The organism is Flavobacterium sp. (genome assembly GCF_035760125.1).
Lineage (GTDB): Bacteria > Bacteroidota > Bacteroidia > Flavobacteriales > Flavobacteriaceae > Flavobacterium.
Genome location: NZ_DASTTN010000466.1, coordinates 1 through 13,771 on the forward strand (window position 1 = coordinate 1; position 13,771 = coordinate 13,771).

Annotated in this window: 13 protein-coding genes; 8 read left to right on the forward strand and 5 right to left on the reverse strand. The window is 34.2% G+C overall.

The window, feature by feature from the left end; genetic code table 11:
• Positions 1-258 precede the first annotated feature (258 nt).
• Positions 259-831, reverse strand: a complete 573-nt coding sequence (locus tag VFS71_RS16535; RefSeq protein ID WP_326402672.1) for a DUF3109 family protein — start codon at positions 829-831, stop codon at positions 259-261.
• 385 nt (positions 832-1,216) lie between these two features.
• On the opposite strand from VFS71_RS16535, the gene VFS71_RS16540 reads away from it, so the two are divergent.
• The 3 genes from VFS71_RS16540 to VFS71_RS16550 all read left to right on the forward strand — a co-directional run bounded on the left by VFS71_RS16540 (position 1,217) and on the right by VFS71_RS16550 (position 2,737).
• Complete coding sequence (locus tag VFS71_RS16540; RefSeq protein WP_326402673.1) at positions 1,217-1,795, forward strand: MarC family protein; 579 nt, start codon at positions 1,217-1,219, stop codon at positions 1,793-1,795.
• A gap of 127 nt (positions 1,796-1,922) precedes the next feature.
• Entirely contained in the window at positions 1,923-2,126 is a 204-nt protein-coding gene (locus tag VFS71_RS16545) for a hypothetical protein (RefSeq protein WP_077378243.1), read from the forward strand.
• A 2-nt stretch (positions 2,127-2,128) separates the two neighbouring features.
• The gene (locus VFS71_RS16550) at positions 2,129-2,737 is read left to right on the forward strand and encodes an FAD-dependent oxidoreductase (protein ID WP_326402674.1); all 609 of its coding nucleotides are present in this window, start codon (positions 2,129-2,131) and stop codon (positions 2,735-2,737) included.
• Between the two features lie 23 nt (positions 2,738-2,760).
• On the opposite strand, the gene VFS71_RS16555 is transcribed toward VFS71_RS16550, so the two are convergent.
• From VFS71_RS16555 to VFS71_RS16565, 3 genes are all read right to left on the reverse strand, one after another.
• Positions 2,761-4,356 carry a S41 family peptidase gene (locus tag VFS71_RS16555; protein WP_326402675.1) on the reverse strand — a complete coding sequence of 532 codons (1,596 nt, stop codon included), beginning with the start codon at positions 4,354-4,356 and terminating at the stop codon, positions 2,761-2,763.
• 195 nt (positions 4,357-4,551) lie between these two features.
• The gene (locus VFS71_RS16560) at positions 4,552-4,983 is read right to left on the reverse strand and encodes a deoxycytidylate deaminase (RefSeq protein WP_173503438.1); all 432 of its coding nucleotides are present in this window, start codon (positions 4,981-4,983) and stop codon (positions 4,552-4,554) included.
• Between the two features lie 8 nt (positions 4,984-4,991).
• Positions 4,992-5,585, reverse strand: a complete 594-nt coding sequence (locus VFS71_RS16565; protein ID WP_326402710.1) for a HupE/UreJ family protein — start codon at positions 5,583-5,585, stop codon at positions 4,992-4,994.
• Between the two features lie 187 nt (positions 5,586-5,772).
• Here VFS71_RS16565 and VFS71_RS16570 point away from each other — a divergent pair, with 187 nt between their 5' ends.
• Positions 5,773-6,204, forward strand: a complete 432-nt coding sequence (locus VFS71_RS16570; protein ID WP_326402676.1) for a TerB family tellurite resistance protein — start codon at positions 5,773-5,775, stop codon at positions 6,202-6,204.
• Positions 6,205-6,260: 56 nt separating this feature from the next.
• Here the strand turns inward: VFS71_RS16570 and fbp are convergent, their stop codons facing one another.
• Positions 6,261-7,280: a class 1 fructose-bisphosphatase gene (gene fbp / locus VFS71_RS16575; RefSeq protein WP_326402677.1), complete on the reverse strand. Its 1,020-nt coding sequence runs from the start codon at positions 7,278-7,280 to the stop codon at positions 6,261-6,263.
• Positions 7,281-7,450: 170 nt separating this feature from the next.
• Here fbp and VFS71_RS16580 point away from each other — a divergent pair, with 170 nt between their 5' ends.
• The 4 genes from VFS71_RS16580 (at position 7,451) to VFS71_RS16595 (ending at position 13,609) form a co-directional block, all read left to right on the forward strand.
• A complete protein-coding gene (locus tag VFS71_RS16580) occupies positions 7,451-7,933 on the forward strand; it encodes a GNAT family N-acetyltransferase (protein ID WP_326402678.1) in 483 nt (160 codons plus the stop codon).
• A gap of 64 nt (positions 7,934-7,997) precedes the next feature.
• Positions 7,998-9,254: an aspartate kinase gene (locus VFS71_RS16585; RefSeq protein ID WP_326402680.1), complete on the forward strand. Its 1,257-nt coding sequence runs from the start codon at positions 7,998-8,000 to the stop codon at positions 9,252-9,254.
• Between the two features lie 197 nt (positions 9,255-9,451).
• The gene (locus tag VFS71_RS16590; protein WP_326402681.1) at positions 9,452-12,883 is read left to right on the forward strand and encodes a hypothetical protein; all 3,432 of its coding nucleotides are present in this window, start codon (positions 9,452-9,454) and stop codon (positions 12,881-12,883) included.
• A gap of 66 nt (positions 12,884-12,949) precedes the next feature.
• Positions 12,950-13,609 (forward strand): hypothetical protein, encoded by a 660-nt coding sequence (locus VFS71_RS16595; RefSeq protein WP_326402682.1) that lies wholly within the window; start codon positions 12,950-12,952, stop codon positions 13,607-13,609.
• The last annotated feature ends 162 nt before the right edge of the window (positions 13,610-13,771 follow it).

Consider the following 13,771-nt stretch of genomic DNA (forward strand, 5'->3'; position numbering starts at 1 on the left):
ATTTTGTTTGTTTATTTTGATTTTTATACTGAAAATAGATGCGAAATTTGAATTACAAAGATTGTGAATTAATGTTGTTATTAAAAGCCAAACTTATTCACAATACCTCATAGTTTTTAACAAATAAGAAAAAATCCTTATTTTATTACTAAATAATTAACATGTTGATTAACAATGTTTTAATTATCACTAAAAGAAGTAAACTCCCGTAAAATATAGAAATTTTAAAAGACCAGAGATAGAAATTAGAGTTAGATTTTATAAACCTTTTTTTAAGTCTTCGGCCACTTTTTCAAGTTCCAAATACCAATCTTCACCAAAGCGACGAATAAGGGCTTCTTTGACAAATTTGTACACAGGAACTTCGAGTTCTTGCCCTAAAGAACAGGCTGCGTCACAAATATCCCATTTGTCATAATTGACAGCTGCAAACTCGGTGAAATCTTTAACTCGTATTGGATACAAATGACAGGAAACAGGTTTTTTCCAATCTATTATACCTTGATTATAGGCTTGCTCAATTCCACAAAGAGCGGTTTTCCCGTCAAAAATAACGTAGGCACAATCTTTATTATCAATTAGAGGTGTTTCAAGATCTCCATCAGCACCATTTACCCAAGCCCCTTGAGCTTCTATAGCCTCAATGCCCTGTTTTCTTAAAAACGGTTTAACTTTTGGATATATTTCCTCCAATATTTTTGTTTCTGCCAAACTCAACGGCGCCCCAGCATCTCCATCGACACAACAAGCCCCTTTGCAAGCTGACAAATTACAAACAAATTCTTTTTCGAGTATATCCTCTGATACGATGGTTTTTCCTAGTTGAAACATTTTGCAAAGGTAACCAAAGATTCAAGAAATAAAAAACACTCACAAAACATAAGCCAACAAACTGTACTAATTAACACATTGCAACAATTTTCCTTACATAAATCTACTACCCAAATTTGCCCTAATAAAACAACAAAACCAAGAATTTCATTACTAACTACGTTTGCAACATATGCACAACATTTAAAACCACTAACAAATTTAAAACAGATTTTCAAGTAATTAACTATTTTAACTTTTGATTAATTCTATGTTTATAATTCAATAAAACGCAAAAAAATGACCACTCAATCATTTAATAATAGAATTCTCAAAATGAAAAAATAACCGTATTTTTGAAATTCAAAAAAGTTTTCACCCGACTTTTCATTAAAAAATAACACTTATGATGGATTTTGATTTAAAGCAAATAATAACTGTAGGAATGGTACTTTTCGCCGTAATTGATATAGTGGGATCTATTCCAATCATAGTGGGATTGAGAGCCAAACATGGTCATATCGAATCGGAAAAAGCGGCTTTGGTAGCCGGATTGATTATGATATTATTTTTATTTATTGGAGAAGAATTTTTGAGCCTAATAGGAATTGATGTTCATTCATTTGCGGTAGCGGGTTCTTTTGTATTATTCTTTTTAGCCTTGGAAATGATTTTAGGTATTCGTATTTATCGAGACGAAGAAGCGAGTTCTGCCTCAATTGTACCATTGGCATTCCCATTAATTGCCGGAGCGGGAACAATGACCACTTTACTTTCTTTACGTTCACAATTTCACACCATAAATATTGTCCTCGCAATTATATTAAACATTATATTGGTTTATATTGTTCTGAAATCATCCGGAAAAATTGAAAAAATGCTAGGACAAAATGGACTTGGCGTAATTCGTAAGACTTTTGGTGTAGTACTTTTAGCAATAGCTGTTAAATTATTCGCCGCTAATGTTAAAGGTTTGTTTGTCTAAAAAAAAAAATTATAAATTTACCCCCTAAATATTTTATTCGTCAAAGATTACAGCCCATTTTAAGCAATTTTTATTTCAAAATTTGATTCAAAAAAATCTTTGGTATTTTTATAAAAAAATTAAACCTATGAAAATTTTCACTAACATCTTAGTGCTTTTGGCAGTTGCGCTTCTTATTTTCAACATTACTTTAATTGATTTTCAAAATCCATTTAAAGGAGATAGCGTAGTGGCGTTCGTTGGTGTAGTCGCTTCATTTTGTGCAGTATTAATTCTTCTTATTTTTAGAATGTCTAAAAAAATAGTTGAAAAAATGAACGATAACGCATAACTGTGTTTGACGTATTAATTATAGGCGGCGGCGTTTCCGGAATATCATGCGCCATGGTACTGGGTTCTGCCAAAAACAAATCATTTGTTTCGTCTAAGAAAATCGGAATTCTTACGCATCAAAAGACTTCATCTCTTCAAGAGGCCCTTTTCAACAATGCTTACGGAATTCCTCCAGGAAAATTAGGTTCGGAATTACTAATTGAAAGCATCGATCATTTATCCAACACTTATCCCCATATTCTTCAAATCCCTGAGGAAAAAGTATTGAAAATCGAAGGCCACTATCCCGAATTTACAGTTGTTACAAACAAAAATACTTACAAAACTGCTACTATTGTAATTGGCATTGGTTCAGCCAATACTTTTGCTATCGAGGGTTTAATGCAGTTTGTGGAACCGCATAAAAAAGCCCTACCCGAAAAACAAAGGATTCAGCTAAAAAATATTGACCATAAAGTAGCCGATGGAATTTATGTTATAGGAACTCTCGCAGGCTGGCGAAGCCAATTGACTATTGCTGCAGGAAGTGGTGCCGCAGTCGCTACAGATTTACTTACTTTATGGAACGAGGGAATTCAGACTCATTCTCACGATAGCATTAGAAAATAAACTACTTTTTATACTTATTAAATTTACTTTACAGTTTGAAGTTTTGAATTTTGCTTCAAGACCGCTTTTATCATGGCATCTTCTTTCAAAACCATTTCATAATAATAAGTGTCGCCAAATAATTGTCTTGCAAACTCTGCATTGACATATCTTTTTACCAATGGTTTATAGTTGTCTAAATTAACTTCCAATCCGTTTTGAGAAAGGTATTTCTGAAAAGCATTAAAATACAAATCGGTAGTGTTGATTTTTATTTTAAATTGTTCGAAAGTCAATTTGGCAAATGCATTTCTGTCTTTGTCTAATTCTTCAAAAACAAAATGCCCAACGATTCCTGACTGTAATAAATACGAAACATTTTCTGCTCCGTGTTCCGCTTCCAAAGGCACAAAAACATCGGGTACAATTCCACCACCACCATAAACAATTTTACCTTTTTTGGTTTTAAACCTAAGAGAATCAACCACTTTTATGCTGTCTTTTTTATACAGCTCGCCGTGCAAGAAACGAGAATCTGACTCTTTAAAATACTCCTCATTTCCTTTGGAATAAGGCTTTTGAATGGATCTTCCTGTTGGAGTATAATACCTTGCAATGGTTAATCGAACAGCCGAACCATCATTAAAATCCATTTCGCGTTGTACTAATCCTTTACCAAATGATCGTCTTCCCACAATAATTCCGCGATCATTGTCCTGTATGGCTCCAGCCAAAATCTCACTTGCCGAAGCACTATTTTCGTTAATCAAAACAAATACATTACCCGTTTCAAAACTACCTTGTTCTGTGGCATATGTTTTTTCTGTTGGCTCTTTTTTGCTTTTGGTAAAAACAATTAATTCTTTGTCTTTCAAAAACTCATCGGCAATGGCAATAGCCTCTTCCATATAACCTCCACCATTATCCCGAACATCAATTACTAGCGTTTTTACACCTTGTTTTTTCAAAGATGCCAAACCTTTTTTAAACTCATCAGAAGTCGTTTCGGCAAAACGATTAATTTTGATATAACCTGTAGTGTTATCCAAAAGCATTGCTACATCAACACTTTTCAACGGAATAACATCACGCTTTATGGTTACCTTCATTTTCTTGTGTTCAGATTTTCTGTAAACCGTCAATTCAATTTGTGAACCTGCCGCTCCTTTTAGCGTGGCAAACAAACTGTCATTAGGCAATTTTCGACCAAATAATTTGGTTTTATCAGCATACAAAATACGATCTCCCGCTTTGATTCCCGCTTTTGCTGAAGGCCCATTTTTAACTGGATTTATAATAGCCAAAGAGTCTTTAAACATATAAAAATTAATCCCAATCCCTACAAAATCACCTTTCATAGTCTCGGCTATCTCGGCTTGCTCTTTTGGTGGAATATAAACTGAATGAGGATCTAATTTTGCCAAAATATTATTCACGGTAAGACTCACAATAGAATCAGTATTGACATCATCTACATATTCGCTATCAATGAAATCAATCAGTTTGTTGAGTTTTTCCTTGGTATTCTTTTTGGCCATGAAAGATTTAGACGAAGGCGAACCAGACAAACTACCTATAAAAATTCCAAGGGCAAAAATGCCCCCAATAAGTATGGGTAAATATTTGTTGTCGAATTTCATTTTTCCTAATCTGAGTTTGATTACTACTCTTTTTTTTGAATGATTGCAAAAAAGCTAAATGTCTCCTTCTAGCCCCGATAGCAGTAGAAATCCTCTCTCGTTTTTTCAACGAGAGAGATTGCAACGGATAGCGGGATGATATTTACAAATATACCAAATCTTTCTGCTCCAAAATTTTAAACTAAGTCTGTTTTACTAATCTTCCAAAACGGGAATATGTTCTACTTCTATGCCTGCTTTCATTAAAAATTGTATTCCAGAATCATCTCGGTATCCATTGTGATACACCACTCTTTTTATCCCCGATTGATGAATCAATTTACTGCATTCCTTACAAGGCGAAAGCGTGATGTATAAAGTCGCCCCTTCGCAGGATTGAGTTGATCTGGCCACTTTCAATATTGCATTTGCTTCAGCATGAAGAACATCCCAACGCGTCAAACCTTCTTCGTCTTCACAACAGTTTTCAAAACCTGAAGGTGTTCCATTATACCCGTCCGAAATAATCATGCGGTCTTTTACAATAATGGCTCCTACTTTTTTTCTTTGGCAATAAGACAACAAACCCCATTCTGTAGCTATTCTAAGATAGGCTTTGTCGTATTTATTCAATTTTATTTTGTTCATATTTTGAATTATCTTTTCCAGATTTCACTTTCCAGAATCATAGGCAACACTACCCCAATTATAAATGCCGACATCACTAATGTCCAATCGCGTTTTGAAAAACGAAATACCGTTTGTACAATATACGACAAAATAAGCACAACAATCACTACTACAATTTGAGCGGCTTCGATTCCTAATGCAAATTCGGCCATTGGCAATAACTTCGAACTTGGACTTCCTCCTAATATGGTTTTAAAATAATTAGAAAAACCCAATCCATGAATGATTCCAAAGAAAAGTGTTATTATAAAAACTAAATTGACACTATCATTTTTACCTGATTTACCTGCTGTAAACAAATTATATAGAGCCGTTATTAATATTGTAATCGGGATGAGTAATTCTACCACATTTACTTTAACTGAAATAATTCCAAAAACGGAAAGAAACAATGCTGTTGTATGTCCCAAAGTAAACACAGTTACCAAAAGCAAAATTCTTTTCCAGTCATTGAAAGAGAAAGGAACAGATAACGCAATTAAAAATAAAACATGATCATAGGAATGTATATTCAGTACGTGTTTCAATCCTATTTGAAAGTAAATCAAAAATTCTGACATCATAAATTAATTAATTTGATATGGGGTTGTAAACTTACGATTAATTTTGAAAATGGAATATTTGAATAAAAAATCATTCTTCAAAAAAAATAAAAAATAGAGGTCAATCGTACAAAAAAGTCATTAAAAACAAAAATCATTAGTGAAAAATTAATTATCTTTATGTCAAACCTTAAACACCACAATTATGCCATTCTCAGATTTATTTAGCAGCGAATTCAACCAAGCAAACAAAGGTCATTTTTCAGCCATTGTGCGTGTAGCCTATGCTGGCGGAAATATTACAGAACAAGAACAAAAATTTCTGGACAAACTAGCTGTAGATCTTGAAATTTCAGAAGAAGAATACAAAGAGATTTTAAAAGACCCTAACAAATATCCAATCAACGCACCATACTTATACATTGAAAGACTGGAAAGCCTACACAAACTAGCGAGAATAGTTCGCCGAGACCATCAACTGGGAGATCTGCAAGAACACTTAATGATTAAATTTGCATTAGCTCTAGGGTTTACTCCTGCCAACGTGAATTATATTGTGGACAAAGCACTCAAATTGGTTGACAAACATGTAGATCTCGACACTTTTATCTACGAAATGAAAAATATGTACAAATAAAAATAGCTCCCGAAATGGGAGCTATTTTTTGGTTTAATATTTGGTTTTTACTCGGTTTAATATTTACTAAGTTTTGCTTTATGCATAAACTCTTCCGCTTTTTCAACCATTTTTATGCTACCGCAAAAGAAAGGCACTCTTTCGTGTAATTCTGTAGGTTGGATTTCCATTATTCTATCAAAACCATCCGAAGCTTTTCCTCCAGCCTGTTCAACAATAAATGCCATAGGATTACATTCGTACAACAAACGCAACTTCCCTTTTGGAGCTTTGGAACTTGTTGGATAAATATAAATTCCTCCTTTGATCATATTTCTATGAATATCGGCAACTAAACTTCCTATGTAACGAGAAGTGTAAGGACGATCTTCTTCTTCCAACTGACAATATTTAATATAGTCCTTCACGCCTTGTGGGAAATGAACATAATTCCCCTCATTGATGGAATATATATTTCCGTCTTCTGAGAATTTCATATTAGGGTGTGAAAGATAAAATGTTCCAATAGCAGGATTCAATGTAAATCCGTTTACGCCATGACCAGTTGTGTACACAAGCATCGTCGATGTTCCATAAATTACATAACCAGCAGCCACTTGTTGAGTCCCAGGTTGTAAAAAATCTTCTAGTGTAACTGGAGTTCCTATAGGCGTTACTCTTCTATAAACAGAGAAAATAGTTCCTACCGAAACGTTCACATCAATATTAGACGAACCATCTAACGGATCCATCAAAAGCACGTATTTATTGTTATGACTGCTATCGCTTCCTTCAACAGTAATAAAATCGTCATTTTCTTCCGAAGCAATACCACAAACAATTTCGCGGTTGATTAAAGTTTGGATAAAAATCTCATTGGCATACACATCCAATTTTTGCTGATCTTCACCCTGAATGTTTTGTTCACCCACGGCTCCCACAATATCTACCAATCCAGCTTTGTTTACTTTGTAATTGACTACTTTGGCAGCCAACCGAATTGAGTTTATGATCCTGGATAATTCACCTGATGAATACTGAAATGCTTTTTGGTTTTCAATAATAAATTCCCCTAGTGTCTTGTTTCTTTCTTCCATTACGAAATCGATGTAGTTAGTTTGAAGTCACAAATATCGTTTTTTTTGTGAAATTGAAAAGAATAATACGTAGATAGTTTATCAGTATTGTATATTTGCTACATATTCCACAAAAACTAGTTGCTATTTGACTATTTTTTAATAGAATTCAAGAATAATAATACGAAATCATGAAAATACGCAAAGGAAAAAAAGAGGACATGCATGGTGTTTTGGCATTAATTAAGGAGCTGGCAGTGTTCGAAAATGAGCCAGATGCCGTTTTGATTACCGAAGAAGATTTGGTTCGTGATGGTTTTGGCACAAATCCTTTGTTTCAGGTTTTTGTTGCCGAGGTTGAAAATGAAATTGTGGGCATCGCCTTGTATTATTACCGATACTCTACTTGGAAAGGAAAAACAATCCATTTGGAAGATTTAGTAGTTAAAGATAGTATGCGCGGAACCGGATTGGGATATGCTTTGTATTCAGAAATTATCAAACAAGCCAAAAAAGATCAGGTCCGTAGAATCGATTGGAACGTCTTGGACTGGAACACACCGGCAATTGATTTTTATGAAAAATCGGGAGCCAAAGTATTGGATGAATGGAGAGTTGCACAAATGGATGAAAATGCAATTAACTATTTTTTGGACAACAAATTAAAAAATTAAAAAAATAAAATATGATTTCGTTTTGGAGAAATTCCAAAATCTGAAATCTAAAATCTGAATAAAAATGAGGGTATTTAAATTTGGTGGTGCTTCCGTAAAAGATGCAGCCGGTATCAAAAACGTTTATGACGTTTTGCAACAAGTGGGTTATGAGGATGTGTTAGTGATTGTTTCGGCAATGGGAAAAACAACTAATGCTTTGGAAGAGGTTATCAAAAATTATTTTGACAAATCTCCAGAATTGAATTCATCGGTGCAGGAAGTGAAAAAATACCACAATCAAATCTTGTTGGATTTATTTGAAGATGATACAAATGAAGTTTTTGCGGCAGTTAATGATCAGTTTGCTGATTTAGAATATTTCCTAGCCCATAATAAATCACCAAATTACAATTTTGTTTACGACCAAATCGTAAGCTTCGGAGAATTGATTTCGACTACAATTTTAAGTCATTTTATGGCTTTCAAAGGTATTCAAACACAATGGTTGGACGTTAGAAATTTTGTTAAAACAGATTCGACTTATAGAGATGCGGAAGTAGATTGGGAATTGACGCAAAAAAACATTTCCAACAACATTAAACGTAAAATTTTGAACATCACTCAAGGATTCCTGGGGTCTGATGAAAACAATTTTACTACCACTTTAGGCCGTGAAGGTTCGGATTATACTGCTGCAATCTTTGCTTATTGTCTAAATGCCGAAAGCGTAACCATCTGGAAAGACGTACCCGGAGTAATGAATGCCGACCCAAGATATTTTGAAAATGCAAGCTTGCTGAATCAAATTTCTTATCGTGAAGCTATTGAATTGGCATTTTATGGTGCATCTGTTATTCACCCAAAAACATTGCAACCTTTACAGAAAAAGGAAATTCCATTGTATGTAAAATCGTTTATCAATCCATTATTGAAAGGAACTGCAGTTTCCAAAGGAGTGGATTTGGAACCGTATTTACCTTGTTTCATTGTAAAAAGAAACCAATTGTTGATTTCATTATCTTCAATAGACTTCTCTTTCATCATGGAAGAAAACATCAGTGAAATATTTGGTTTATTTCACCAATTCAAACTAAAAGTAAACTTAATACAGAATTCTGCGATTAGTTTTTCGGTTTGTGTGGAAGATAAATTTGGAAATTTCAATGAATTGAATGCAATTCTTTCCAAAAAATTCAAAGTAGATTTTACTGAAAATGTTACTTTATATACCATTAGACATTTTAATGAAAACGCCGCTCAAACGGTTGAAGAAAACAAAACGGTGCTGCTGAAACAAGTGAGCAGGGAAACAATGCAAATTGTAACAAAAGAGAATTAATACATTACCAAAAAACTGATTAACCTTAAAAATGGAAGCTGAGAATTTGGCTTCCATTTTTTTATTTTTTAATGTGCCTTATTATCTAAAATTCAATCCTTAAAATCATTTTCAATATCTCGAATTGGGACATCGACTAATTAACACATTATAAAAATAATAAACACTATTTTTGACACTTTGGAGTTATACTGTTTATGCTAAAAAAGGTATTATTTTGGGTTATCATTTTTTATTTTTCTGGGCTTCAGGCTCAAGAAATAGATTCGACTTACACTACCAAAAAAATAGCCTTTACAACCGACACCATCCATTTGGAATCCGTAAGCATCAACTCCAGTTTTTTCAAAATTTTGGATTCCAAAAACCAAGTCATCGACAGTACTTTATACCAAATCGACTTTCCCAAGGGTTATCTTTTATTCAAAAACAAAACCCTCTCTCCTACTGACTCCCTAACGGTTTATTATCTAAAACTACCGGATATTTTAACCAAAGAATATACTATTTACGACAGCAGCAAAATCATTGACAACGATGCCACTAATCAGAATTTATACAAAATGGAGAATATTTCGGCTCCAAAAAACATTCCTTTTGATGGTATTTTAGCAACAGGAAGTCTTTCTAGGGGTGTCACTATTGGCAACAATCAAAATGCGGTGGTCAATTCAAATCTAGACTTTCACATCACGGGAAAAATATCCGAAAAAGTCAGTATTCGAGCTTCGATTCAAGACACTAACATTCCCGTTCAGGAAGGAAGTTATTCGCAACGGCTGAATCAGTATGACAACATTTTCATGGAGCTTTTTACCGACAGTTGGAATGTTCGTGCCGGCGATGTCTTCATTGGCAACAACACTACGCGTTTCCTTACTTTCAACAAAAAAATTCAGGGATTATCTGCAACGGTCAATTTTGGAAATGAAGAGAGCAAGACCAATGTTTTTGCATCGGGCGGATTGGTTACAGGAAATTATGCCAGCAGTAATTTCAAAGGACAGGAAGGTAATCAAGGTCCGTATAAATTGGTTGGACAAAATGGTGAATTATATGTTTTGGTCATCATTGGTTCGGAGCGGGTTTATGTCAATGGTGTTTTATTAAAAAGAGGCGAAAACTTCGACTACATTATCGATTATAATTCGGGGGAAATCGTGTTTAATTCTCAGTTCCCCATTACTTCCGAGATGCGAATTGTGGTCGAATACCAATATTCCGAGAACAATTACACCAGATTCATCACCTATGATGGTGGAAGTTACACCGATAAGAAATGGAATTTTGGTGCCGCTGTATATTCTGAAAATGATTTGAAAAACCAACCCGTTCAGCAAAATCTTTCTAGTGAACAGGCTCAAATTTTGGCGAACGCCGGAGATAATTCGAACTTAATGATTGCTCCATCAGCCGTTCCTGACACCTATGACGAAAAAAAAATACAGTATAAAAAAGCCATCCTTGGCACTTCAACTATTTATGAATATTCCACAAACCCCGATGATGAATTGTACAATGTTCAATTTACTTTAATCGGTCAAGCCAAAGGAAATTACATATTGACAAATCCTACCAGCGTGGACAAAATATTTGAATATATAGCTCCCGTAAATGGAGTACCACAAGGAAACTACGAACCCGTCATACAATTGGTTGCTCCCATAAAATCACAAGTAGCCACTTTCTTCGGGAAATACAACCCTTCAGAAAAAACGGCTGTCGATTTTGAACTGGCCGTCAGCAACAGTGATAAAAACTTATTCTCAACAATAGACGACAATAACAACCAAGGATTGTCGGGCGAGATTAACGCCAAACAACGATTGTATTCCAAAAAATGGAATGTTGATGCTTTCTTCAATTATCAAGGCATAGAAGCCGAATTCAAACCCGTAGAACGTATCAACAGCATCGAATTCTACCGAGATTGGAATGTGAATACAACAACTACTGGAGACCAGAGCTTATTGGGTACAGGTTTGAATTTTAATTTAATCCCAAGTAAAGACTCTACAAAAGTTGCAACAATTACTTATGCTTTTCAGAAACTAGCACTTTCGAATACTTACTCAGGTATAAAAAACAACCTCAACGCAGGATTTGAATTTGACCATTGGAACATTAAAACCGATGGAAGTTATTTAAAAAGTGATGATTTGGAAAACACCACAAAATTCTTGAGAAACTTTTCGCATGTTCGCTACAATTCCAAAAAAGACTGGATTGGCAGTACGCTCCGTTTTGAAGACAATCAAGAAAAAAATAAAGCTACCAAGCAATTCTCTTTGTTAAGCCAACGCTTTTCGGAATACGGAATATATGCAGGTCATGGCGACAGCACCAAAGTTTATGTCCAATTGGGATATGTAAAAAGAGTAAACGATAGTGTTCAAAACGGATTGCTGCAAAGAGTAAACACTTCAAACAGTTATAATTTGCAAACCAAATTATTTCAAACTGAAAGTCGTGATTTATCATTGTTCATAAACTACAGACAATTAAACTACACCGACCCCTCTTTAAAAACAACGCCTTCGCTAAATGCAAAAATGCTATACAACGACCAGTTTTTCAATAAACTTGTTCAAAGCAATACGCTTTACGAAACCAATTCTGGAACCATGCCTTTTCAGGATTACACCTATGTGGAAGTTCCCGCTGGACAGGGAAAATATACCTGGAATGATTACAACGGCAATGGAATAAAAGATTTGGAGGAATTTGAAATCGCCCCTTTTTCAGATTTGGCAACCTATACCCGAATCTTTCTGCCGAATCAAACTTACATTAAAACCAACCAAAACAGATTCTCACAGTCTTTTATAATCAATCCTATAGTTTGGCAAAATAGCAGTTCATTCAAGAAAATGCTGTCCTATTTTTATATGCAGACTTCCTTTATTATGGATCGAAAGATTAAAAATAACGGAGAACATTTGGCTCTGAATCCATTTGAATTATCTTCTGAAGACATTTTGGGACTTATCAAAATCTTTACCAATAGCTTATCATACAATAGAGGAAAAAGAGACAATTCGGTCACCTACACTTTTACCAAAAACGAAACCCAAAACCTGTTGTCCATTGGAACCATCCAAAACAAAAATAGTTTCCATCAACTGCAATACCAACACTTATTACAAAAAAGCTGGCTATTTGACATATTGGCCAAAACCATTCAAACTGCAACAGAATCACAAACATTTGCAGAAAAAAATTATACTATTGAAGGCTATTTATGGATTCCAAAAATCAGTTACCTTTTCTCCAAGAACGTGAGCTTAGATCTTTTTTATGAATACATCAACAAGGAGAATCAAATTGGCAGCTTAGATACTTTAACCCAAAATCGTTTTGGCACTTCCTTTAGTTACATTGGCAATTCTAAGTTTAACGTGAACGGAGAAATCTCTTTGTATGAAAATGACTTTGTTGGCAACGAATTTTCTTCTGCCGGATACCAAATGTTAGAAGGATTGCAAAGAGGACAAAATGTAACCTGGAGAACGCTGTTTCAAATGAATTTAACCAAGTTTTTGGATTTAAATTTTGTATACCAAGGCCGAAAAAGCGAAACCAGCGATGCTATTCATACTGGAAGCGTGGAGCTAAGAGCTTATTTTTAATTGTTTTAAATCCAATATTAAAAAATAAAGTAGTAAATTTAGGTTTAATCTAAAAACTAAATTGATATGAAATCGCAGATTCACGAAAACAAAAAAAGCAAACTGATAAACTTGAGTAAAAAATTATTGTTATTAAGCTTCCTATTTATTGTATCCAATACTTTTTACGGACAAACCACTAAAACTGCAGAAAAAACAACTACAGAAAAAGCAACAAAAAGCACTAAAAAAACTACTGATAAAGTAGCTAAGGAATCCAAAACAACTGCTGATAAAGCTAAAAAAGACACCAAAAAAACTACGGACAAAGTAGCTAAAGATTCGAAAGCGACCGCCGAAAAAACAAAAAAAGACACTAAAAAAACAACGGATAAAGTAGCCAATGATTCGAAAGCGACTGTCGAAAAAACAACAAAAGAAGCTAAAAAAACAACCGATAAAGTAACCAAAGATTCGAAAGCAACTGCTGACAAAACAACAAAAGACGCTAAAAAAACAACGGATAAAGCGGTCAAAGATTCGAAAGCCACAGTCGATAAAACAACCAAAGATGTCAAAAAAGACACCAAAAAAGAAGTTGCCAAAACCACAGACAAATCCAAAACAGCCGTAAAAACTGCTGATAAAGTAACTGGAGAATACAATGGCAAGAAAGTATATACTGGCCCACAAGGAGGCAAATACTATATTAATTCAAACGGAAATAAAACTTATATCAAACAATAAACTTGTTTTTTCAAATAACACAAAGGCTATCCAAAATTGGTTAGCCTTTTTTGTTTACTATCGATTTTCAATAGTACTTTAGCATAAAAAATCTCAGCTTATTTAATTAATCTTTTAGTAATACATTGCAAACATTAAAAAACAAAGCATCCAGTATCTTTC